21 protein-coding genes and 2 pseudogenes are annotated in these 24473 nt (G+C 39.6%); 9 read left to right on the forward strand and 14 right to left on the reverse strand.

Annotated elements, in window-relative coordinates:
- Window positions 1–35: 35 nt before the first annotated feature.
- Window positions 36–1229, reverse strand: a complete 1194-nt coding sequence (locus tag RMY16_RS00755) for a tetratricopeptide repeat protein (protein WP_322734747.1) — start codon at window positions 1227–1229, stop codon at window positions 36–38.
- Between the two features lie 286 nt (window positions 1230–1515).
- Between RMY16_RS00755 and RMY16_RS00760 the strand changes: the two genes are divergently transcribed.
- Window positions 1516–2403, forward strand: coding sequence for a site-specific DNA-methyltransferase (locus RMY16_RS00760; RefSeq protein ID WP_322669298.1), 888 nt, complete (start codon window positions 1516–1518; stop codon window positions 2401–2403).
- A gap of 97 nt (window positions 2404–2500) precedes the next feature.
- Here the strand turns inward: RMY16_RS00760 and RMY16_RS00765 are convergent, their stop codons facing one another.
- Window positions 2501–2695: a hypothetical protein gene (locus RMY16_RS00765; RefSeq protein ID WP_292740248.1), complete on the reverse strand. Its 195-nt coding sequence runs from the start codon at window positions 2693–2695 to the stop codon at window positions 2501–2503.
- 947 nt (window positions 2696–3642) lie between these two features.
- Between RMY16_RS00765 and RMY16_RS00770 the strand changes: the two genes are divergently transcribed.
- Both RMY16_RS00770 and RMY16_RS00775 read left to right on the forward strand, forming a co-directional pair.
- Window positions 3643–4698: an SGNH/GDSL hydrolase family protein gene (locus RMY16_RS00770; RefSeq protein WP_322734748.1), complete on the forward strand. Its 1056-nt coding sequence runs from the start codon at window positions 3643–3645 to the stop codon at window positions 4696–4698.
- Between the two features lie 63 nt (window positions 4699–4761).
- Entirely contained in the window at window positions 4762–5118 is a 357-nt protein-coding gene (locus tag RMY16_RS00775) for a DUF4864 domain-containing protein (RefSeq protein WP_322734749.1), read from the forward strand.
- 25 nt (window positions 5119–5143) lie between these two features.
- Here RMY16_RS00775 and larE read toward each other — a convergent pair whose 3' ends face one another.
- Window positions 5144–5971, reverse strand: a complete 828-nt coding sequence (gene larE / locus RMY16_RS00780) for an ATP-dependent sacrificial sulfur transferase LarE (RefSeq protein WP_322669300.1) — start codon at window positions 5969–5971, stop codon at window positions 5144–5146.
- Window positions 5972–6070: 99 nt separating this feature from the next.
- Window positions 6071–7960, reverse strand: a complete 1890-nt coding sequence (gene hrmK, locus RMY16_RS00785) for a hybrid histidine kinase/response regulator HrmK (protein WP_322734750.1) — start codon at window positions 7958–7960, stop codon at window positions 6071–6073.
- A 207-nt stretch (window positions 7961–8167) separates the two neighbouring features.
- On the opposite strand from hrmK, the gene RMY16_RS00790 reads away from it, so the two are divergent.
- Window positions 8168–9034 carry a branched-chain amino acid ABC transporter permease gene (locus RMY16_RS00790; RefSeq protein ID WP_322669295.1) on the forward strand — a complete coding sequence of 289 codons (867 nt, stop codon included), beginning with the start codon at window positions 8168–8170 and terminating at the stop codon, window positions 9032–9034.
- 21 nt (window positions 9035–9055) lie between these two features.
- Here RMY16_RS00790 and RMY16_RS00795 read toward each other — a convergent pair whose 3' ends face one another.
- The 3 genes from RMY16_RS00795 to lipA form a co-directional block, all read right to left on the reverse strand.
- Window positions 9056–9205 (reverse strand): photosystem I protein PsaX, encoded by a 150-nt coding sequence (locus RMY16_RS00795; protein ID WP_322734751.1) that lies wholly within the window; start codon window positions 9203–9205, stop codon window positions 9056–9058.
- Window positions 9195–9329 carry a hypothetical protein gene (locus RMY16_RS00800; protein ID WP_322734752.1) on the reverse strand — a complete coding sequence of 45 codons (135 nt, stop codon included), beginning with the start codon at window positions 9327–9329 and terminating at the stop codon, window positions 9195–9197. Before RMY16_RS00800 ends, RMY16_RS00795 begins: the two co-directional genes overlap by 11 nt.
- A 100-nt stretch (window positions 9330–9429) precedes the next feature.
- On the reverse strand, window positions 9430–10350 hold the full coding sequence (gene lipA, locus RMY16_RS00805) for a lipoyl synthase (protein ID WP_322734753.1): 921 nt from the start codon (window positions 10348–10350) through the stop codon (window positions 9430–9432).
- Between the two features lie 234 nt (window positions 10351–10584).
- Here lipA and RMY16_RS00810 point away from each other — a divergent pair, with 234 nt between their 5' ends.
- Entirely contained in the window at window positions 10585–11220 is a 636-nt protein-coding gene (locus RMY16_RS00810; RefSeq protein ID WP_194047495.1) for a response regulator, read from the forward strand.
- A 340-nt stretch (window positions 11221–11560) separates the two neighbouring features.
- Here the strand turns inward: RMY16_RS00810 and RMY16_RS00815 are convergent.
- Both RMY16_RS00815 and RMY16_RS32965 read right to left on the reverse strand, forming a co-directional pair.
- Window positions 11561–11768, reverse strand: a pseudogene (locus RMY16_RS00815) (transposase); the annotation flags it as partial.
- A 118-nt stretch (window positions 11769–11886) separates the two neighbouring features.
- Window positions 11887–12120, reverse strand: a pseudogene (locus RMY16_RS32965) (terpene synthase family protein); the annotation flags it as partial.
- A 1043-nt stretch (window positions 12121–13163) separates the two neighbouring features.
- Between RMY16_RS32965 and RMY16_RS00820 the strand changes: the two are divergent.
- The 3 genes from RMY16_RS00820 to RMY16_RS00830 are packed head-to-tail and all read left to right on the forward strand — an operon-like array spanning window position 13164 to window position 16727.
- Complete coding sequence (locus RMY16_RS00820) at window positions 13164–14483, forward strand: response regulator (protein WP_322669292.1); 1320 nt, start codon at window positions 13164–13166, stop codon at window positions 14481–14483.
- 42 nt (window positions 14484–14525) lie between these two features.
- Window positions 14526–15677, forward strand: a complete 1152-nt coding sequence (locus tag RMY16_RS00825; protein ID WP_322734754.1) for an FIST signal transduction protein — start codon at window positions 14526–14528, stop codon at window positions 15675–15677.
- 6 nt (window positions 15678–15683) lie between these two features.
- The gene (locus RMY16_RS00830) at window positions 15684–16727 is read left to right on the forward strand and encodes a sensor histidine kinase (protein WP_322734755.1); all 1044 of its coding nucleotides are present in this window, start codon (window positions 15684–15686) and stop codon (window positions 16725–16727) included.
- Between the two features lie 676 nt (window positions 16728–17403).
- On the opposite strand, the gene RMY16_RS00835 is transcribed toward RMY16_RS00830, so the two are convergent.
- From RMY16_RS00835 to RMY16_RS00850, 4 genes are all read right to left on the reverse strand, one after another.
- On the reverse strand, window positions 17404–19011 hold the full coding sequence (locus RMY16_RS00835) for an NAD(P)H-quinone oxidoreductase subunit N (protein WP_322734756.1): 1608 nt from the start codon (window positions 19009–19011) through the stop codon (window positions 17404–17406).
- 329 nt (window positions 19012–19340) lie between these two features.
- Window positions 19341–19613, reverse strand: coding sequence for a hypothetical protein (locus RMY16_RS00840; RefSeq protein WP_322734757.1), 273 nt, complete (start codon window positions 19611–19613; stop codon window positions 19341–19343).
- Window positions 19614–19691: 78 nt separating this feature from the next.
- Complete coding sequence (locus tag RMY16_RS00845) at window positions 19692–20753, reverse strand: hypothetical protein (protein ID WP_322734758.1); 1062 nt, start codon at window positions 20751–20753, stop codon at window positions 19692–19694.
- 86 nt (window positions 20754–20839) lie between these two features.
- Window positions 20840–21811 carry a GTP-binding protein gene (locus RMY16_RS00850; protein WP_322734759.1) on the reverse strand — a complete coding sequence of 324 codons (972 nt, stop codon included), beginning with the start codon at window positions 21809–21811 and terminating at the stop codon, window positions 20840–20842.
- A 642-nt stretch (window positions 21812–22453) separates the two neighbouring features.
- Here RMY16_RS00850 and RMY16_RS00855 point away from each other — a divergent pair.
- Window positions 22454–23467: a HEAT repeat domain-containing protein gene (locus tag RMY16_RS00855; protein WP_416211634.1), complete on the forward strand. Its 1014-nt coding sequence runs from the start codon at window positions 22454–22456 to the stop codon at window positions 23465–23467.
- 80 nt (window positions 23468–23547) lie between these two features.
- Here the strand turns inward: RMY16_RS00855 and RMY16_RS00860 are convergent, their stop codons facing one another.
- Complete coding sequence (locus tag RMY16_RS00860) at window positions 23548–24453, reverse strand: alpha/beta hydrolase (protein WP_322734760.1); 906 nt, start codon at window positions 24451–24453, stop codon at window positions 23548–23550.
- Window positions 24454–24473: the final 20 nt, after the last annotated feature.

Genomic DNA, 24473 nt, shown 5'->3' on the forward strand with positions numbered 1-24473 from the left:
CCCTTTTGTAACCTTAAATACCAGTCTAGGATTGACTATTGAATCAATTTAATTCTCTCTATTGTCTCTAAATATTTTTTTGTATCCCCTTGTTGTAAATAAAGGTTAGCAGCTTGCTGCCAATCTTTAATTGCAGCTTGCTTATCTCCTAAGCCATCGCGAACCCAAGCTTGATTAAAGTAGGCAGTAGCATTTTTTGCATTTAACTGAATCGCTTTATTATAGTCTTGTAAAGCTCCCTGTTTATCACCTAAATTGTAGCGAGCAACACCTCGATTACTATAAGCTACATCATATTCAGGCTCAAGCTTAATTACTATGTTGTAGTCTTGCAATGCTCCTTGATTATCACCTAAATCGGAGCGAAAATCAGCTCGAGATTTATAATATATATAGTATTGAGGAACAAGCTGAATTGCTGTGTTTAAATCTTGTAAAGCTCCCTGTTTATCACCATATTTACTGCGACGCAACCCTCTAGCATGATAGGTATCAGCATATTTAGGCGGATGAAGTTTATAAAATTGGTTGATATCTTGTAAAGCACCTTGGTTATCGCCAATTTCATGACGAAGCTCCGCCCGGTCAAGTATACTATAACTTTTATGGTTAAGTTCAATTGCTTTGTTGTAATCTTCCAAAGCTCCTTGCTTATCCCCTAATTCACTCCGCAACTTAGCGCGCTCGCTATAATCAAAGAAATATAAATGTTGAGGGTCAAGCTCAATTGCTTTATTGTAGTCTTGCAAAGCTCCTTTTGTGTCATTTAAGGGATAGCCGCGACGTAATTCACCTCGAACAATATAAAGTTTGTAATTATTTGGATCAATTTGAATTGCTTGGTTGTAGCGTTGTAACCGTGATTTTTCATCACTATTCCCTGATGAAGTTAAGTCGAATAGATAACTATCCTTGTTATTAGGGTCAATTTGAATCGCTTTTTTGTAATCTTCTATGAATCCTGACTCATCGCCTAATTTCTCACGAACTTCAGCCCGATCAATGTATAACTGTGGATTTTTAGAATCTAGCTTAATAGCTGTGTTAAGAGCCTCTAAAGCTGCTTTATAATTTCCAGAAGCCCTGTGAGCTTTACTTGACTTAATATACTCTGATGGAGAAGTAAAATTAGTATAGTTAAACCAGATTATACTCACTCCTATAATTGCTGCACCTATATAAGGTATTAAAGAATATTTAGACTTGTGATTCTCTAAGTTGCTTGTCATATAAATCACGCCGATTTCTTGATTGAATAGAATTTTTTCTGAGAGTAAAAATTTTTTGTAGCATTGTCGGTATTATACTAATGTGATGTACCAAATTTTTGATATTATGCTGATATAAATACTGGCTACTGCTGACTTGACATTATATGCCGGATAATCTTGATGGCTTTTGTGGGGTAGGCATCTTGCCCATAACCAAGGGCGGGCAAGATGCCCACCCCACAAGATATTATTGGATACTATTTTTGATTTGTAAGTCCCCAAAGCCGAGATAATTTTATAACTCTTGAACTCACAACAAATAAATTTAAAATCATATTACACCCAAAATCACGGCGCAATATATCTAGGTGATAGCCTAGAACTAATAAAATCTATTGAAAACAACAGTATTAATCTCATTCTCACCTCACCTCCATTTGCTCTTACAAGAAAAAAAGAATACGGTAACGAAACTGCGGAAAAATATATCGAGTGGTTTTTACCTTTTGCCTATGAATTTAAAAGAGTACTAGCAGAGACTGGCTCATTCGTATTAGATTTAGGCGGCGCTTACCTCCCTGGTAATCCAGTGCGGAGTATCTACCAATACGAACTTTTAGTCAGATTATGCAAAGAAGTAGGTTTCTTTCTGGCTCAAGAACTTTACCACTATAATCCGGCTCGACTGCCAACCCCTGCTGAGTGGGTGACAATCAGGCGAATTCGTGTGAAAGATTCTGTAAATACAGTTTGGTGGTTGTCTAAAACACCAAATCCTAAAGCAGATAACAGAAAAGTTTTAAAGCCCTATAGCCAAAGTATGAAACAGTTACTCAAAAATGGCTATAAAGCAAAAATACGTCCTAGTGGACATGATATTTCTGATAAATTTCAAAAAAATAACCAAGGTGCAATTCCGCCGAATTTACTAGAAATTGCTAATACTGAATCGAATAGTGCTTATTTACAACGCTGCAAAACAGCAAAAATTAGACCCCATCCAGCACGGTTTCCTCAAGGGTTCGCCGAGTTCTTCATCAAATTCTTAACTGATGAAGGTGATATGGTATTAGATCCGTTCGCAGGTTCTAATACAACTGGGTTTGTTGCTGAAACTCTGCAACGCCGATGGATATCTTTTGAAATTAATGAAAATTATGTAATGGGAAGTCGTTATCGATTTAGCCAATAACCAAATTAAGTAAAGAGTCAGGAGTGAGAAGTTAAAATTGATAACCCTTCGGCAGGCTCAGGGCATCGCTTATAACTCTTAACTCATAGTTACTCAATTAAATTTCTCCATTCACCTGCATTTGATGAACTTGATCTGCTAGCTCTTGACGGCCCCGATCATCTAGTTTATCAATAGCTAACATACCCATGAGAATAACTTCTTTCAGGGTCAAACGTGTGGAATGTGCCTGTTTTTGCACAATCTCTTTAATAATGGGACTGACACCAATTGCTGTACTAGCTCTTGCCACAGAAGAAAAGAAAACACTAATGATTCAGCCTAAATCTTAGCACTTTCAATGAGGTTATTCTCTAGAGTTAAAACTTAATTTAAGTGTGTTTCAACTCATACTTCAATGAGTAAACAGAAATTTAAAATTACGTATAGTGAGTTATTAAATTTTCAGTATGGCAAACGTCATACTTGCTCACGGACGACATGTTATCGTATGATATAAATATTCTTAATAGTTAAAATTTTGCCTATTTTTTCCCAAAATTTCACTAAGTTCTCAATCGTCATATTAAAGATACGAGCTAATTTGGATATAGCAGGAAAGTCAACTGTTGTCGTTTTGTAACGACGCGCATAACTTGTAACTCTGCTGCAAATCACCCTACAAAGGTCAGAAATTTCTTTTAGTGACCAGACTTTCACTTATGCTAGTTCTCGAAGGTGTAATTTAAACTAATCACATCTTTAAGAACTGGTGCAAATGCACTGCTTAATTTTAGATGACAAAACGAAAATGTATACGTATTCCCGTAGCCTTATCGGTCTAGCCAACTCTCACGCGATCGCGACAATTAGCTGAAATATAGAAACCTAAAATCTGCTGTTTCTTTCACATATTAGCAACATCAAAAGCAAAAACCTCTGTTCTTAGATCCTCTAAAAGAACTCACTAATCGCCAGTTTGCAAACCTAGTTATATTTGTGATAACTGAGTTAGAAAAAGCGAGTGGCTGATGAAAACAGTGCTTTCAGTAGAAGTATTCGCACAAATAAGACTTGTATACCACCGGGAAAACCCTACTTTAAAGAGATCGTAAATTGTCAAATATAATCTCATGAACACGCTTTACAGAACTATACAGCGTAAATAAGAATAATAACTTAACCGAAGTAAAATTTTCCTGAATACAGGCAATTAATGCCGTCATAAGGAAAAGCAGTGAGTAGAGGAGAGAGAAAGCGATGAGGGACCCTTATCTGTTGGCAGCAGGCTTGTTAACAGGATTAGCAATACCAGCATCGGCTCTTCCACATCTGTCAATTGTCCTGCCAGAAAGTTCTAGATTCCTGTGGGATTTAAAACAAGGTTCGCAGACAATAGTCAGTACAAAAATTATCCCCAGCGTCGATCTTTCCTTACCCGAACTCAGCTCTCAAGCGTTCCAACCCCTAAAAAGTTCGCAGCCAATAGTAAGTGAGAAAAACGTCTCTAGCGTACCAGAATTCAGCAGTCAGGGATTACCAGTATCAACAGAGTCATCACTCAAGCCCAGCACCCAAGCAACTAGCCTCTTATTGACATCTGGAAATCAACTTTACTACCAAAGATTGGCAGCTCTGAAAACAGGTCAGATTTATACACGCGTAAATAGTGATAATTTACAATCATTGTGGGAGTCGATCAAGAAACGTCAACTAACTTATGACGACTGGAAAAGTTTATTAGCTTTAGAAGCTAGAGCGATCGCTCAAGGTCAAGGTGCCAATCATCTAAGTATTTTGGTTGGTGATTCTTTGAGCATGTGGTTTCCCAGAGAAAAACTGCCTACTGGTAAATTATGGCTGAATCAAGGCATATCTGGAGATACTTCTAGTGGCGTTTTAAAAAGATTGGGGGCATTTTCAGCAACACGGCCAGATGTTATTTACCTCATGGCTGGGATTAACGACCTACGAAAAGGCGCTAGTGATGAAACAATTTTGCATAATTATCGCCGGATTGTCCGGCGTTTACGCCAGACTCACTCCAAAGCTCAAATCATTGTCCAATCAATTTTGCCTACTCGTCTACCAAAAATTTCCAATAGCCGTATTCGTCACCTCAACATCCAACTAACCGTAATTGCTAAACAAGAAGGTGCTAATTATCTCAATATTTATAGCTGGTTTACGGATATGGAAGGCAATTTGCGCTCAGAGTTGACGACAGATGGGTTGCACCTGTCTCAAGAGGGATATGATGTGTGGCGAACGGCACTACAGCAGATAGAATACACACTCACTCAGCGTGAGAATTGAGCGATCGTGCCAACACTTGCTGCAATGTCTACGATGGGCTGCGCCTACGCAATTTTTAAATTTATGGAAGTTACTGATACTGATGCCATCAACATACGTTCTGTAATTGAATACCAATTGGCAGCCTTTAAAAAAGATGATGCCCAAGGCGCTTTTGCCTTTGCTAGTCCGGCGATTCAGGCGCAATTCCAAAGCCCAGAAAATTTTATGCAGATGGTAAAAACAAGCTACCGAGCAGTATACCGTCCTCGTTCTGTATTTTTTGAGAAGATAACAACCATCCAGGGAAACATAACTCAACCAGTGCTGCTACTTGCTCCTGATGGAATCCCCTTGAGGGCTTTATATTTTATGGAAAAACAGCCCAATAATATCTGGAGAATTAACGGTTGCTTTCTAGTTTCTCTAGAAGGTAAATAAACCCTATATTTATAGAACTAAAATCCTATACTTTAACGCCCAAGGCTTCCCTATTTAAAACCTGATTTAACTTACCGCTACGATAACCTTCTAAATCTAAGGTTACGTAGATAAATCCAAAATCTTGAAATGCCGAAACTAATGTTTGTAAATCGTTAGTTAATACAAACTCTTTGATTTGTTCTGGTGGTAATTCAATACGTGCTGTATCCCCTTCCGATCGCACGCGCAAATTCTGCCAGCCTAGCTTTCGCAGATAAATTTCTCCTCTGCCGACTCGTTGCAACTTAGCGACAGTAATTTCTTCACCGTAAGGAAACCGGGAACTGAGGCAAGGTTGAGCAGGTTTATCCCACCAAGGTAAACCGAGTTGTTGCGAAAGTTGGCGAACTTCAACTTTGGTGACACCCACTTCTGCTAAAGGCGATCGCGCCCCTCTTTCTTTAGCCGCCTGAATTCCTGGGCGATAATCATGCAAATCATCAGCATTCACCCCATCTACCACATAAGGATAACCCAGTTCTAAAGCTAAAGGTTTGAGAGTGTCGTGCAACTCACTTTTGCAAAAATAACAGCGGTTAACCGGGTTAGAAGTGTAATTGGGATTTTCCATCTCGTGAGTCTGGACGATTTTATGAGGAATCCCAATTGTTGCAGCTTGAATTTTCGCGTCTTCCAATTCTTCTGGTAACAGTGAAGGAGAAACAGCAGTGACAGCCAAAGCGCGATCGCCCAACACATCATAAGCAATTTTGGCAACCAAAGTGCTATCAACGCCCCCAGAGTAGGCAATCAATGCCTGCTCCATTTCTGTAAATAAGGCTTTTAATTGCTCAAATTTTTCTGTCAGCATCATTTCCCAATCCTGCCAAAACCTTGTAGCATCCAATCATTTATATTGTAGTCATTACTTATGGCGCTTTGGGCACAAGAGGCAGAGAGGAAAGACTTACTATAACTTCCCCTCCGCTCCCCTGCTCCTCTGCTCCCCTGCTCCTCTGCTCCCCTGCTCCTCATCAACCAACGTTGGTGCTTTACTGTACTTAGCCACCAGACTAGCTAAAAGTGGTAAATCAATTGGTTTAGAAATATAGTCATTTACTCCAGCCGCTAGACAGGTTTCGCGATCGCCTTTCATCGCCATTGCTGTTTGAACAATTACCGGAATCGTCCGATATTGCTGATGTTCTCGCAGTTGTTGCACCAAGTTAAGACCATTTCCATCTGCCAAACAAACATCCATTAAAATTACCGCTGGATTTAACTGTGTTAGGGCTTCCCACATCTCGTCAGCATTCTTAACCCAAGTCACTTGATATCCCAATTTTTGTAGATAAATTTGCATCAAATCAGCATTGGGTAAATCATTTTCTACCAGCAAAATTTCTACAGAGGAACTAGGTGTCAAAGGCAGAGGAAATGAGGGAAAATTTGCTTCTCCTGCTTCCTCATCTACCCTTACTCCCATCTCTTGCTTAAGAGGAAGTACAAGAGTAAAACGGGAGCCACGATCTATTTCAGATTCAACTTTCACCCAACCACCGTGAATTTGGGCGAGTTTCTGAGTCACTGCTAAACCCAAACCAGTACCTTCAATACCATCTGCTACGGCCTTGGCAATTTGGAAATATGGCTGAAACAGTTGAACTTGGTCTTCCTGGGAAATGCCAGTGCCAGTATCCCAAACTGTAAAATGCACAAATACATCTTTGGAAGCAATCTGTAAGCCAACACTTCCAATACTTGTAAACTTTAGGGCGTTGAAGAGTAAATTCAACAACATTTGCTTGAGTCGTAAGGGGTCAGCTACTAAGGTTGTAATATCGGGTTCAAGTTCTAGACACAGTTTCAAACCTTTATTAGCAGCTTTCTCTTTCACCAATGCCAGAACATTGCTACACAGTATTGGCACATCTATTGTTTCCCACTGTACCTCTAGCTGATTTGCTTCAATTTTAGAGAGATCCAAAATATCATTAATCAGAGCTAGTAAGTGTTTACCGCTAGACTGAATGATATTTAAATACTCTTGCTGCCGTTCTTTAGTTGGTTCGTACCCTGGAGCTAAAAGCAGATGGGTAAACCCAATAATGGAACTAAGCGGTGTGCGAATTTCGTGGCTGGTATTTGCCAAAAACTGATTTTTCAGTTGATTGGTGCGCTCCAATTCTTGATTAGAGTTACTTAACTGTTGACACTGTTGCGGCCAAGACAGCATGTGTCTAAGTTGTACTAAGGCTGTACTACAGCATTTGGCAGACCTTGCCATGAATTGCGATCTGAGTTGAGCTTGCGATTCTATGAGTGACTCATGATCAGAACTTAGGGATGCTGTGGCAATAATTAGCCAGCCCATAACGCTGCCAGAATCATCCGCCAACCGCCAAGCGCTCGGTAGTTGCTGATTCTCAAGCTGTTGTAAATCTTCAATTTTTATGACTTCTTGCAATCTCAACAGCAGCTTTTTTTCTGCTGTCAGCACTTCTAAAAATAAAGGTGATGAATTTGGGGATGGAGAACGAGAAATATAACAAACTGTGGCAAAATTTTCTTGTGGTTGACACATAGCGATGCCTACGGCACATTCTGTAAGTGCCAGATTACTGCTATGAAGAGCACTGTTAATCTCGTTAACCACGGTTTGGAAAATTTCTGCTTGTGCTGCTTCTGACTGTGGGACAGTGTTACAAGCAGAAAGCAAGCAATCATTAAGGCGACTTTGCAACTGGTTTAAGCTGCTCTCCAGCCACAGCTGCGCGCGAAGTTGCTCAATTGTTGTCAAAAGTTTTGGCGTTGCATCTATCAGTGATTTCTGGTCTGGTAAGCTTGAATACTGCTGCATGGTCAACTAGACCGCTGAACAAGTTTAGCTACGCATAAAAATCCCAACAGGATTTTATGTATATTAGCGGACAATTCTTTTTTATTTATAAACGATAACTTATGTTGTTATAAACCATAACTTATGATGTTGAGTTTAGCAGCTAGTCCAAAAAAAATTATTGTATGAACCACTAACCTAAAATTTTTTAAACTCAACTGAAGACTTATGGATGCACAATTCGCCCAATTAATCGTGAATGGGATTGCGGTGGGAAGCATTATTGCTCTAGCCGCAGTCGGACTGACTCTTACTTATGGAATTTTACGGCTATCGAACTTTGCTCATGGTGACTTTCTCACTTTAGGAGCCTATCTAACTTGGCTGATAAACACCATTGGAGTCAATATTTGGCTGTCAATGATTCTAGCTGCGGCGGGAACGGTAGCAGCAATGCTGTTATCGGAAAAGTTACTGTGGTCAAAGATGCGCTCTATCCGTGCTACTTCAACTACGCTAATTATTATTTCTATTGGACTTGCCTTATTTCTTCGCAATGGGATTATTTTTATCTGGGGTGGCAGGAACCAAAATTATAATTTACCTGTTACTCCGGCTTTAGATATTTTGGGTTTAAAGATACCGCAAAATCAATTATTGGTATTAGGGTTGGCGGTGCTAGCAATTTTGGCGCTGCATTACCTGCTGCAAAATACCAAAATTGGTAAGGCGATGCGAGCAGTTGCCGACGATCTGGACTTAGCTAGGGTTTCAGGTATCAATGTTGATCGAGTAATTTTCTGGACTTGGGTAATTGCTGGCACTCTTACGTCATTGGGCGGCAGTATGTATGGGTTAATTACAGCTGTGCGCCCGAACATGGGATGGTTCTTAATATTACCATTATTTGCCTCAGTAATACTTGGTGGAATTGGCAATCCCTACGGTGCGATCGCGGCAGCTTTTATCATTGGCATCGTCCAGGAAATCAGCACTCCTTGGCTGGGTTCACAATACAAACAAGGTGTAGCACTGTTAATCATGATTTTGGTGCTGCTCATTCGCCCCAAAGGTTTATTCAAAGGAACGATTTGAGCAGCACCACTCCACTTCTAATTATTCAATAATGTGGAAATACCAGGCTGCTACCAGGAAATTGATAGCTAACAAGAATATTGCCCAGCCTGTGCGATAGGCGTAGGGAGCTTTAGCTCCACTGTCGGCAACTGGTAAATCTGTAGGATTCTTCGTTGTTTTAGAGGTCATAATCCGATTCTCCTAATGTCATGACTTTTAAAGAAATACCAAACTGGTGTACCAAATACTCAAATTCTTTAAGAATATTTGTGTGAAGTTGGGAATTGGGCATTGGGAATTGGGAATTGGGCATTGGGCATTGGGCATTGGGCATGGAGAAGAGACAAGGAAGAGGGGGGAGACAAAGGAGAAACTTGTCCCCCTGCCCTCTGCCCCCCTGCTCCCCCCACTCCCTACTCCCCAATCCCTACTCCCTCCTCTCCAGCATGGTAAGAACTGCGAACCAGAGGCCCAGAACGAACATGGTTGAATCCCATTTCCCATGCTAATCTGCCAAGCCGATCGAATTCCTCTGGAGTCCAATATTTTTGGACTGGCAAATGTTCTAAAGAAGGACGCATATACTGCCCGATAGTCAAGCGATCGCATCCCACAGCCCTTAAATCAGCCATTGCTTCAATAACTTCATCAAGTGTTTCTCCGTGTCCCAGCATCAAACCTGATTTGGTGGGAATTGTCGAATCGATTTCTTTAATCGTAACCAGCACCAAGAGGGAGCGATCGTACTTGGCTCCCCGGCGCACTGGGCCAGTTAACCGTTGCACTGTCTCGATATTGTGATTAAAACAAGCTGGTTTGGCTTTGACAATCATCGCTATCCGCTGGCGTTGACCTGACTCCCCAACACCAGCACCACCCCAAAAATCTGGAGTCAGCACTTCTATTTGAGTCTCTGGATTCAATTGGCGGATAGTCGCGATCGTCTTTACAAAGTGCCCTGCACCTTGATCGGGCAAGTCATCACGCGCTACAGAAGTCAGCACTACATAACGCAATCCCAAAAGCTGCACCGCCTGGGCGACCTTTTCAGGTTCCTCTAAATCAAGAGGCATCGGTGCATGACCTTTATCTACTTGACAGAAAGCACAAGAACGTGTGCAGGTAGGTCCCATTAGCAAAAAAGTTGCAGTTTTTTGGGCATAGCACTCCCCCCGGTTGGGACAGCGACCCTCTTCGCAAATCGTGTGAATTTGGCGCTGCTTAATAATGCGTTGTACCGTAGAGATTTCACTGGCTTTGCCAATTGGGCGACGTAACCAGCTAGGCATTGCCATAATTTCAGACTTTAGTTCGGCTTGTTGTGACGAAATCATAGACATCCAAGCAAGATGCGGATATAGATGTAGTGGTCTGTTGATTAAATATCACAATGACACAAATTTAAAAGAGCGCAAGTAAAAGTTTTGCAAAACACCTCTAACAATGTCATTTATACCGAAATATACTATCCCCCAATTGCTAGAAATTATGTATATAGTGGGAGGATTCTCAAGGACAATCGGCAAAGCCGCTATTTACACTTATAGTTTCTGTTAGAGCAAACAGTCGTGGCAAGCAACAAGATTTTAGTTATCGATGACACTACAGTTGTCAGGGTAAAAGTACGAGAAATGTTGCCTCCGGGCAATTTTGAGGTACTAGAAGCAAAAGACGGTGTGGAAGGACTAAATTTCATTCTTCAGGAAAAACTCAGCCTGATTATGCTGGATTTCCTGTTACCTAAAATGAGTGGCTGGGAGGTTTTCCAGAAAGTTCAAGCCGATCCGGAGTTAAGGAAAATTCCTTTAGTGATCATGTCTGGTCGCAAGGAAGAGGTAACTGAGAAAATCACAGAACCATTTGAATATTTTGAATTTTTGGGCAAGCCTTTTGATCAGAAACAACTAATCGGCGCGATTAAGTTAGCTATGGCTAAGGCGAAACAGCCACGCCCAGAACTAGTCGCAGTAGGAGCAGGAGTTACCGTTAAAAATGGCACATCATCAACCTCTAGTGTCGCCAATAGTACGGTAGTAGCCCCTAGCGTCGTAATTCCTAGCGTCGCAACCCCCAGTACTGGAGGAGTCTCTGAGGCAGAAATTAATGCATTGAATGAGAAAATTGTCAAAATGCAAGCAGAAATTGATGGTTTGAAGAAACAGCTAACTCAGGTTGTGACTTTTATTAAGCAAAAAATCAAGTAGTATTTGTGCTCGTTATTATTATCGCAGCCAAAAATACACCATCTATACTGGTGTCCGATTAAAAGCGGATAAAAATAGTTAGTTCAAAAACACTTATGTTGACAAATCATCATTATTTAGTGAGGTACAGCTTTATCTTAGCCCGGTAAAGCTGTGTTTTATCTTACTTATTCATAAGTTCAAAGAAGGCTTGTAGTTGAGATTTTGATATGTACTTACAGTTGATGAAAAAACGTTAAAGTTCAAGATTCAGATATTTAGCAAAAATATATTAAAAGTCATATTTTCTAATACAAACTCAACCAAAAAATCCTATTTCATGATGAGGATAGTTTTCTGTTTTTGACCATCGACTGAAGCAGGTATAAATCACCCGAAAATTCCCAAATCTCTCTGGCGAATCGCGCTAGAGGATACCTGATCGGTAGCGATATAACACTGCTTCGACAAACAAGCGATTGTTTTTAGCGGTGACTCCTACATAACCCTCTTGCCCAGGTAGCAGGCTTTTCCCATTGGTCATCTCGTAGTGCATATCGACACGTCATCCTTTTCCTCTTATCTCTCTTTTTGAAACAGTTTTAATTCCAGTTTATTTAATTGATGACACGCCTTAGATTGTGAACATCACCACTTGCCATTTCTCTAGAATACGAGAAGATATCATTACACCGAGCAACGAATATTAATTGTCTTCTCCTTGAGTTTTTTAAAAATCTCGTGCTGTCGTAAAATATCAGGAATCTGCAATTGATCGTAAAATTCAATCAATACGACAGTAAGATCCCCTGCCGAACTCAAGTTCCGTATTCTGATACAAGTATCAATATCTGGTATAATTTCCTGTGCGCGGTTACTTGCTTCCTCTACACATCCGGCGAAGTATTCCTCAAAGCTAAAAACAAAATGATGGAATCATTTTATGCTTCCTATCTGAAGCATCCGTTGTCGTAGGTCACTTAAAGCATAGCTAAGGTGTATATCGTTGCTTGTAAATTCTGCTCCATTTAGTACTTCAATAAATCTCTGGTGAAAAAGCTTGAGTGCTTCAGGTTATTGGCCTAAATCTGACATATCACATTGGTCATCCCAAATAAACAGTCAACTGAATAAATCACTGGCAATCTTGATTTTTTCAATATCGCAGTAAGAATAAGCATCTGCTACTAGCTTAAAAAAATTTGACTTGATGAAACGTCAGTAAACTGATTGATTAGCCAGTAGGTTAAAGCGAGTTACCCATTCAAGAGCATACTCTTCTAAAACATCAATATGCCTATTGATATGGGATGAAAATGGGTAATACAAATCAGAAGAAAGTAGTTTACTCATAAAAATAAATATATTAGTTACAAGTAATAAACATTAATTACAGTAGAAGAAAATAAAGAGTTCAAAGAAAGCCTATGATAACTTTTTGAAAGAACTCAACTTACTAAAACACAACATGTTATGCAGTGCGTAAATCATATTTAGGTCACTGTAGTGGTGTGTAAATCTATATGAATATTTTCAAACTTAACTAATATTGTTGGATATTTAACAAAAAATATACTGACATCTATAAAGATTCATGATAAATACTGTTGACTAACTGAAAGTAGTAACTTGAAGCATCAATAATCTTGTTCTTAGTTAGCGCTAGTTTTCTAATAAAACAAGGGTAAAAATAACTAATTTCAGAGAGATCGCCTTTATAAAAGAGAATTTTAAACTTTGGTGAAAACTAAAATTGGTGATTGATGTACGTTAGCGATCGCCCCAATGCAAAGCTTTAGGCAATTTTCTAGCGTGAAAATGTTGCTGTTATCTGAGTTTTTGGGAACTATAGGGTTGTCAGACGATAAATTTGCAGTCTGTCTACCAATCAAATAGTCGGGACTTAGCTGCGATCGCAGGGCAAATAGGGAATAACTAACAATAAATAAAATTAATTTAGATATATGAATGAACAACTAGATACGAAAATGCTTTATACCCCAGATGATAGTTTAATCCTAGTGATAGATGATACTACTACTAATTTAGAAATTGTCTTTGATACATTAACTAATGTAGGCTTTAAAGTTATCACAGAAAATGATGGGGAAAGGGCACTTAAGCAGGTTGAGTTCCAACTGCCTGACTTAATTTTATTAGATGTTATGATGCCAGGAATAGATGGATTTGAAACTTGTAAAAGACTGAAAGAAAATTCAGCTACTTGTGATATACCCGTAATTTTTATGACAGCTAATTCTGATACTCACAGTAAGGTGAAGGGTCTAAACATCGGAGCAGTTGATTACATCACAAAACCCTTTCATGAAGAAGAATTATTAGCTAGAATTAAAACCCATCTTCAATTACGAAATCTCAGAAAAACTTTAGAAAAACGAGTTTTAGAAAGGACATCAGCATTATCTAGGGCATTAAAAGACCTACAAGAGTCTCAACTTCAGCTTGTACAGACAGAAAAAATGTCTGCGCTTGGTCAATTAGTAGCAGGAGTTGCTCATGAAATTAATAATCCAGTTGGTTTCATTCATGGCAATCTTGGACACGCTTCAGTATATTTCCAAGACATGATTAAGATTATTGACCTCTATCAGCAGCACTATCCTAATCCAGTTCCAGAAATTCAGGAAGAAATTGCAACGATAGATTTGAAGTATATACTTGCCGATCTACCTAATTTAATTTCCTCAATGAAAGAGGGAGTTCAGCGCATTCGCAACATTAGTACCAGCTTGAGAATCTTTTCTCGATCCGATAGCGATCGCAAAGTGTCTTGCAACATTCATGATGGCATAGACAGTACAATTATGATTCTCAAACACCGTTTAAAAGCATCCGAAGTTCGACCTGATATTCAAGTAATTAGAGATTACGATATATTGCCAGAATTAGAATGTTTTATTGGACAAATAAATCAGGTATTTATGAATTTATTAGCTAATGCTATTGATGCTTTAGAGGAGTCTAATATAGGACTTACCTATATGGATATTGAAGCAAATCCGAATCAAATTTTGATTCAAACTACTCTCACTGAAGATAAAAATTATATCTTGATTAGGATTAAAGATAATGGTGTAGGAATGTCGATTGATGTCCAACGAAAAATCTTTGACTATTTATTCACTACCAAGCCTGTGGGTCAAGGTACAGGATTAGGATTATCAATTGCGCGTCAAATTGTTGTCGAAAAACATGGAGGAACTTTAGAGGTAAATTCATCAATAGGGCAAGGTTCAGAGTTTATCATTAAACTTCCCGTTTAATTATTATAGTGAATTAAATTTTTCAACATAATAAATAAATTTATGTTCAAAGCAGTAGTAGGTCACAGTAACGATCCAGATTCTCTAGCAGCAATTGAAGAAGTTCTTCAGCAATGTGCTAGTTTTCTTGCAAGAGATATACCAAAAGCTGGGATTATTTTTGCTGCAATTGACTTTGATCATTCTCTCATTTTGCAGCGAATCAATCGGGCTTTTCCGGGGATTGAATTGATTGGTGGAACAACAGATGGAGAAATTTCTTCAATCTTAGAGTTTCAACAAGACTCAATCACTTTGATGTTGTTTTGCTCAAATGAAGTTGAAATTTATGCAGGAGTTGGACGAAAAGTTTCAGACGATCCAATTACTGCAACTAAACAAGCTGTGGAGCAAGCTAAAGCAAAAAGTACTGCACCTCCAAAACTATGCTTAACTCATCCAGAGAGCCTCACAACTAGTGGTGTCTCTATATTAAATGGCTTAAAGCTAGCTCTTGGTCAATATGTGCCAATATTCGGTGGTTTGGCAGGCGATCAATCAAGATATCAAAGTACGTATCAATTTTTCCAAACAGAAGTATTAAGTGATTCTGTACCAATTCTGCTTTTTTCCGGCAGAATATTGTTTTCTCACGCTGTTGCAAGTGGTTGGCATCCTATTGGTCAAACAAGCAAAGTGACTAAGGTAGATAAAAACATAGTCTATGAAATAGATGGTAAACCAGCTTTAGATTTTTATCATCATTATTTAGGTTTGCTTCCACCTTCAATGGAATATCCACTAGCAGTGTTTGATGAGAATAAAGAAAATTTTTATATAAGAGCACCTATTGCTTACAATCAAGAATCTAGTAGCATAACCTTTTTTGGAGATATTCCCGAGCAAGCAATTATTCAAATTTCCGAAGCAGGTTATGAAGATATTTTGGCAGCTTCCAAGGCATCATTTATGAATGCCTTAGATAATTATCCTGGTACAGAACCAAGTGCTGTTTTATTTTTTTCATGTGTAGCTCGTCGGCAAATACTTGGTACTAGGGCACAAGAAGAGTATCAAAATACAAAACTTTGTCTGGCTGACTATTTACCTGCCTGTGGCTTTTATTCTTATGGAGAAATTGCTCCTATAGATGGAATTAGCCAGACGCAATTCCACAATGAAACTTTTGTAGCTTTAATTTTGGGAAATCAGTAAAAATTAATGGAAATATTAGATTATCAACAAGAAATTAAGGAATTAAAAAAAGCCAATCGAATTATCCAAAAGAAATTAGAGCGTTCTGAATCAGACCGGAGAAAACTTGAAGAAACAAATCGAAAAAAAGAATCTTTGCTCAGAAGAGTAATTGATGAACTAAAGGAATATCAAAATAAGTTAGAAGAGAGAGGCCATGAGCTAGAAATGATGCTGCTTAATCTTCAGATAATGGAGAATAAGATGTCTACTTTGGGAAGTATGGTAGCAGATGTAGCTCACGAGATTAATAACCCAGTTGGGTTTATTGCAGGTAATCTGGCTCCAGCGAAAGAGTATATTGAGAATTTATTACATCTAATTGACCTCTATCAGCAAACCTATCCTAAAGCATCTCAGGAAATTCAAGAAACAATTAAAATGATTGATCTAGAATATGTACGCGAGGATCTACCTAAACTTATTTCCTCAATGAGAGAAGGTACAGATCGTATTTCCAATATTAGCGACAGCCTGCGAACTTTCTCTAGAGGAGATACAGAACAAAAAGTTCTGTTTAATATTCATGAAGGTATTAACAGTACTCTCCTCATTCTCAAGCACCGTTTAGAAGCTAATAAGATTCGTCCTGCTATTCAAGTAGTTCAATATTATGAAGAATTTCCCTTAGTACAATGCTTTCCAGGACAATTGAATCAGGTATTTATGAATCTCTTGGCAAATGCCATTGATGCTTTAGATGAGTCTAATGCTGGACTGAGTTTTAATGATATTAAGCTAAATTCCAATAAAATTACAATTCATACTGCCTTAACTGAAGATAAGAATCATGTCTCGATTCGGATTCAAGATAATGGGGTGGGAATATCGACTGATGTTCAGCAAAAAATGTTTGATCATTTATTCACAACAAAACCTGTGGGAAAAGGAACAGGATTAGGGTTATCGATTGCGTATCAAATAATTGTACAAAAACATAAAGGATCTCTAAAAGTAAATTCTATATTAGGAAAAGGTTCTGAATTTATAATTATTATACCTATTTATTAAAACAGCAAAGAGAAAATCAACTATAACTGTTTAAAAAATCAATATTCAGGATATTAGCAGTTTTTAACCAAATTATTAATATTTTATCCCTTGCAATTAGTTATGCTTTCAAAGCAAAAAAGCTTGTTTATATAAAATCAAAAATCTTTATCCTAATTACGAACAAGTGCATTTCTGCACGAGTTAATAAATAATATTTAGTATTAACAGAATATTTTCCTAACTCAAGCCCACTGTTAATGGAAAAATACTTAATATTTTGCTAGCTAACCTTTTTAATAATTGATCTAATTCCCTACTTTTTAAGGAGGGTTAAAAAGGATAATGGGGACGTAACATAGAATGAAGAGACTATGCAAAACCGTAAACTGTCACTATGATAAGGCTCAGATTTGTTATGGAGATTATTTTTTATTAGAACCAAAAACAAACATCAAATTCTCAGAATAAAAAGATTAAGAACGATCGCAGCTAATAATCTGGGGCGAAAGTAGAATTGCAAGAGACGATAGCACAAGATTATTCTGGATGTAAAGTTATTGTTTACTTAAAACTTACAGAAGAGCAGAAGATGCAGAAGGTAGAGCATAAAATTTTAGTTAAAAGATATAACAACGCCTGTTTGCTAATTAGCAAACAGGCGTATCTTTGATTACAAAGTATGGTTGAGAATCGGTTAAATCTTAGCAGTGGAATCAACTGAGGGTTGAGACTGACTAACCGAATCTAACTTTGGCAAAAGCAGTGGATTTTCTGCTTTTACATTAGTGTTGATTGTTGCTTGCAAAAATGGGGTATTGGAGATGGAATTATTAGCCAATGTAAACAGTGGATTTGACAAAATCCCTGCTATGGAAGTGGCAATTAATGTTACCACCAAACCGACCTGCAAAGGTCTTAGCCCAGGCAAATCCCAACGCACTTGTGGATAATTCTTCACCGCGTCGGACATTTCATGGGGTTCTTTGACTACCATCATCTTAACTACGCGAATGTAGTAGTAGATGGAGACGACGGTGGTAACTAAGCCCAACAAGACTAACCAATAAAGACCTGCTTGCCAACCAGCCCAGAATAAGTAAATCTTGCCAAAAAACCCAGCCAATGGTGGAATACCACCCAAGGAAAGCAGAGAGATACTCAACGCCAGTGTTAGGAGTGGGTCTTTTTGATATAAGCCAGAGTATTCAGCAATCTGGTCGGTTCCTGTCCGCAGTGAGAACAGGATGATGCAGGTAAAGCCGCACAGGTTCATGAACAGATAAACCAGTAGGTAAAATATCATACTGGCATACCCTGCCTGTGTACCAGCAATCAAGCCAATCATCACAAACCCAGCTTGAGCAATGGATGAATAAGCTAGCATCCGTTTCATGCTGGTTTGGGCTAGGGCGACTACGTTACCCAAAATCATGCTGAGAACGGCCAGAGCAGTGAAGACAAACCTCCACTCGTCAGCAACAAGAGGGAAGGCTGTTGTCAACAAGCGGATGGCTAGGGCAAACCCAGCTGCTTTGGAACCGACAGATAAAAAAGCGATTACTGGGGTGGGAGCGCCTTCGTAAACGTCTGGTGTCCACTGGTGGAAGGGTGCAGCGGAGATTTTGAAGCCAATACCCGCGATCGCAAAAACCAGCGCAATCACTAAACCTAAAGATTGACCGACTTTAGCTGTGGCAATGCCATTAGCGATCGCACTTAGTTCGGTTTGTCCTCCCGATAGTCCATACAGCAGGGATACACCGTACAAAAAGATTGCTGTACTGGAAGCTCCAATTAACAAGTATTTTAGCGCCGCTTCATTGGAGCGGGGGTCACGCTTGGTATATCCTGTCAACAAGTAAGAGGAGATACTCAGGGTTTCTAGGGAGATGAAAATCATCACCAACTCACTAGCCCCGGATAAAAACATCCCTCCTAAAGTAGCACTCAGCAAAATAGCGATGAATTCGGCTAAAGCAGTGCCGCTCTGCTCAACGTAGCGAATTGACATCAGTATAGTTACAATCGCAGACAAGGCAACAATACCGCGAAAGACGATACTCAGGTCATCACTGTTAAAGCTACCGGTAAAACCGATGGGATTAGGAGAGTCCCATTGAAAATATAGGGCGACAATCGAAGCAAATAAACCTGCGATCGCTAGATATCCAATCCAGCGTGCGGATGATGTACGCCCCAAAATCAAATCAACAATCAAAACCCCCAAGAGGGTGAGAATAACAATCCCCTCTGGCAAAATCGTTCCAGCGTTTAGCTGGGATGCAATATTAGCAAAATCCATGAGATGTATAGGTTTTGGCGATTAGACATTAAGGCTAACTCTGTTCACTCTAGCAAGTTTTCTAATCCCCGGACTAGCTCTTTTAACAAGAGCTTAACAGCTTGGATGCAGATGGCGATTGCACCAACCTTACTACTTTACCAGCAGCTTTCTCAGTATCCAGGGATTCACTTAACAACTTTCCTACTTCGTTTTTCAGGCGTGACTTTTAGCAAATATCATCAATAATTATGCTGCAACCAGTGCGATACTTACGTACAAAAAGCTGATAAAATTAATAAGGGCACAGCAATGCTGTGCCCCGATAATATTTATAACTCCTAAGTTTATTAAAAACCGACGGATGGCAGCTTGCCTTGTAAAGACTGAAATTTAGACTGAACACAGTTGGCACAATTGCAACCAAGTTGATCAATAATCGGATTAGATGTTTGAATCAAGTGTGGTGTTGCCAGATCCGGAATTTGTTGTGTAGATACTACCGTAACAATTTGTCTAGAATATGCAGATTTCAAGCTGGATGCGTTTGCTGGATTGACTACCAGCAGCATGGATACCAGAAATGCGGGACAGGCAAGTAAAATCAGTTTGACTATGTTCATAATTTACACAAAGATACCTTTGCTGATACAGCATAGCTAATAAATTGACCAGCTTCAACTTTAATTACTAAGTATTCCTTAACTACGCCCGAATCCTTGACCGCGTAAAACCTTTGACCATACAAGTAATTCACCCTGCTCACCGCCTGCGGCCAGTAACTTGCCTTGGGGATGCCAAGCTAGGGTGGAAAATCCTGCTGAAACACCTGTGATAATTTGGGATACTTCCTTGGCTTTGTTCCACAAACACAACCAGCCATCAGCAGCAACAGAAGCGAGAAGGAAGCTTTTAGGTGCAAAAGCGATCGCATTGATCACACCCACATGATTTGTTAATACTCGCGCTTCCCAGCCTAACGAATCATCCTCTAACTTTTCCCAGACTACAATACCTTCAACGCTAGAAGATGCCAGTATTGGCGCACCCAGTTTTGTGGTAGCTTCTGACCATGCCAATTGGCGAATTTTACCAGGGAAGCCACGCATAACCCAAGGATCGGGGTTGTTCCATTCCAAAACGGTGACGCTACGATCCATGTTGCCAGAAGCTAGGAATTTGCCATCGGGCGACCAAGCCATAGCTACACTGACAGTAGTCATATCTAGGTTATACGGTTCTTCATCCCAGCTTTGACTATGCCAAATCTTGACTCCCTTGTAACCGCCAATAGCTAAGTATTGTCCGTCAATGCGCCAATCTATACCCAGTACTGAAGAGTTGTCGAAATTCAGCGTCACGACAATTTCACGAGTATCTGCATCCCAAACTTGAACATAACGCCCCAAACTAAAAGCCAGTTGGTTACTGGTGTAATTCCAAGCTAGCTTGTCAACCCATGCAGGGGCATTTTCCAAGGTGGCGATTAATTCAGTATCACGCCAAATCTTCACCTGTCCATCTTGTCCACCAACGGCTAAAAATTTTCCATCTGGTGAAAAAGCTAGACAGTCTACTGATTTACCGTTACCAGTTTGTAAACTTGTGAGTTCGCCATCATTCCACAAAACTACTTCACCGACGGCGGAAGTTGCTGCTAAAGTTTTACCTTGTGGCGACCAAGCGATCGCAGTTACATAATCTGAAAGTGTCCCCGAATAGTGTTGTTCAAATTCCTTAGATTTGCTGGTTGTTGAGTTCATAATTTTCTACAAGAGTGAGGAGTTAGAAGTTAGAAGTTAGGAATTTTTAACTCATCACTCATAACTCCTAACTCCTAACTTTTTATTTACGCTAGACAAGCGAGAAAATCTTGCTTGAGCTGGGCTGCATCAAGATTACGACCAATAAAAACTAGTTCGTTTTTAGGAGTTTCGCTGGGTTTCCAGGGGCGATCGGGTTTGCCATCGAATATCATGTGTACTCCCTGGAATACAAATCGATTATCTTCTCCAGCAATATTTAAAATGCCTTTCATCCGAAAAATATCTGGACCTTGGGTACGCAGTAACTCGGAAAGCCAAGTGTTTAATTTTTCTCCATCAACTGCACCTGCTTCTACTAAAGCCACTGAAAAGACGCTTTCATCGTGTACGTGGGCATCTTCGCCTAAGAAATCTGGATCAATTTCTAATGCACGATCTAAATCAAAGGCTTTTACACCTAATAAAGCATCCATTCCTAGTTCAGAATTGCGGGTACGGTAAATTTTTGCGATCGCATTCATTGCCCGAATCCGTTTTTCTAATTCATCCAACTCTTCTGGCGCTACTAAATCAGTTTTATTAAGTAAAATTACATCGGCAAAGGCAATCTGTTCTTGTGCTTCGTCTGCATCCCAGTGCTGCCAAATATGCTTGGCATCTACAACTGTCACCACCGCATCTAGAGACAGTTGGCTTTGCAAGTCTTCATCAACAAAAAATGTCTGAATCACTGGTGCCGGATCGGCTAATCCAGTCGTTTCAATTACTAAATGATCGAATTTATCGCGCCGCTTCATCAAATTGCCAATGATGCGAATTAAATCGCCGCGTACTGTACAACAGATACAGCCATTGTTCATTTCAAATATTTCTTCATCTGCATCGATAATCAATTGATTATCAATACCCACTTCCCCAAATTCATTAACAATCACAGCAACTTTTTTGCCGTGTTCGTAGGTGAGGATGTGATTGAGTAGAGTCGTTTTACCTGCTCCCAAATAGCCTGTAAGAACAGTAACGGGAACTGAATTGTTGATTACGTCAGCCACCATACTCTAAATTCCTCTTGTCTCACCTTATGGATAATCATTATCGCCTATGATAATTGTTTTTATTTTTTTGTGCGAACTTGCTGTTATTTTGGGTTTCAGCAAAATAATCACATAATTTAATCAAGAAGCACTTTATTTTTGTGCATCTGTAATAAGTAATAAATATTTATAAGTTGGCATAGCTTGGTAGGAATATTGCATCTAAGCTAGTCCACTCTACCGTAAGTTGCAGGTTAGTAGCTTGACAAGTGTAGGGAATTTATGATAATCATCACATAAAAAACTATACTTTGATGGAGAAGCGTGGTGGTTTCAAGAAACACTAGCTGCTCGAAAAAGCAAGTAACTCAAAGAGGTCAAGCATTTGCATCTATTCCAGTTAGCTTTTTAGTTAAATTTCAAGTGGCATTAGAAATTTCATTTTTATGCCTTTGGTTATCTATGTTGCCGATGGGCAACGCCTGGGGGCAAGAGATGGAGCGCACGCTGCGAGTCTCAAGTTTCCAAAAACCAAACCGAAACTATTGTGGCTCTGAAAGAACAGCTAGAGCTAGCCAAAGAATTGGTTCACAAGCTGTTTCTAACTTAGTTAAAACGTTACAAAACCGGGATACAAAACTGCGTGCCGATGCTGCTCACCTGTTGGGAAGCATAGATAAAAAAGTAGCTAGTAAAGTAATTCCAAACTTAATTACCGCCTCAAAAAACGATCTAGATGCGGAAGTTCGCGTTTGTGCTGTCTCAGCTTTAATTAGCATTGCTGGCAAAGACTTAAATAAATCTACCCCTGAAGTGAAAGCAGTTACCCCCGTTGTGATTGCAGCACTGAAAGACAGTGATACGGAAGTACGCTTAACTGCGCTCATGGCTTTTCAATCTATGAGTTTTACTTATTCTAGCGATGACAACTTTAACGTAAAACTGACAAATGAACTGAAAGCGGCAATTCCCGTACTTATGGAAACACTTAAAGATGACAACGAGCAAGTGCGATCAAATGCTACTAGTGCTTTGAGTAATATGGCGAAAGATACAACATCGCTATTTCCTGTAATTATCCAAGCATTGAAAGACAAAAATGATTTGGTTCGTATAAGTGCTGCCTCTATTTTGGGAAGGGTTGGTATTTGGGAACGCAAGAGTGAAGAAGTAGTAAAAGCCGTGCCTGTACTCATCACAGCTTTAAAAGAGGATAAAAATGCAAAAGTTCGCTCAAATGCTGCCTATGCTTTGAAATTCATCGGTGAAAAAGCAGCAACTGCAGTCCCCGCACTTATTGAAGCTTTGAAAAATGATTTGGACTTTCAGGTTCGTTCAAGTGCTGCCTCTGCCTTAGAAAGCATGGGGGAAAAAGCAGCAACAGCCGTCCCGGTGCTTATTGAAGCTTTGAAGAAACTGGAGCTTAAATATAATGCAGAAGTAGCTTTGGGACGCATCGCTGAAAGCTGGCAAGATAACGCAACTAAGCTATCTAATCAAGAAGTGGATCTCGCCATATCCTACTTAGAAACGGCTTTAAATATTGCAGAAAATCCCAAGTCTGAGTATGCAAATTTACCTGGGTTTGCAGAAGGAAAAAAACGTTTGCGTCGCTCTCTTAATTTCCTCAAAAAAGAAAAAGATTCCCGCTTGTTTTCTAAAAGCCGCCCAAGGTAGGGAAGCAGTAGCTTGAACTAATTTTAATCTCGCACCAAGGCGCAAAATGATTCTTTGCGTCTTGGTATGAGGATTGAATTTTATCGAGAGAACAAAAAATCTTGAACTCCTTCTAAAACAACTGCTGGATATTCTTCATGCAATCCCAAAGAACCAGGAATGACAACGCTTCTCACTCCTGGTAAGGCTACCAAAGCGTTCATTTCTTCTCGTGATTTAGGGGGGCTGGATTCCCCAATTACTACCATGAGCGGTACAGTTAAAGACTGCACAAGTTCCAGAAAATCAGATTGTTCGCGTACAGTATCAAGATTACCAGTTACAAAGGCAGCAGATGCAAATCGCGCTCCTGGTTGTTGAGTTGTGTGCCATTTCTTCTCAATGAAACTGGGTGTAATTTTAGCCGCGTCAGTAAAGACATGACGGCGGTACATAAAACTTAAGAAGGATGGGGTAGTGTTGAGTTTGTAGAGAGCTTGACCAAGTATAGGCGATCGCACCAATTCTCTCACAATGCCAGCTATCTGTTGACTTGCCCCCATTGTTGGTAAAGGGCCACGCCAAGTAGGAGCCAACAATACAATTTTTGAGAAAGCAGCCTGTTTGACAGCTAATTGTAAAACGTATGTAGCAGCATGACCAGCCGCCACCACGGTAATGGGAGTATTAAAAATAGCTTTGACAAAATCTTCCAGAAAGTGCTGATATATTTGGGGTCGATAATTCAAACTAGGGCGAGAAGATTCACCAAATCCAGGCCAGTCTACTGCTACAACTTGAAAATTGGGAGCTAGTAACTTAGCAAGTTCGCCGACTTCCAAACGCGTCGAAACACTGCTGAAAGATGGTAGTAGCAATAGCGGTGAACCTTTACCAAGGGTTTCATAAACAACACGCAATTGCTGATTTTCCCAGTTCCAGAGATATTCTTGAACTATTCCACCAAAACCAGTAGTAGCAGAGGTAGATAATACATTGGTTGACATGAGACTAAATTTTGGTATTT

This window comes from Nostoc sp. DedQUE12b, assembly GCF_034530835.1.
Lineage (GTDB): Bacteria > Cyanobacteriota > Cyanobacteriia > Cyanobacteriales > Nostocaceae > Nostoc.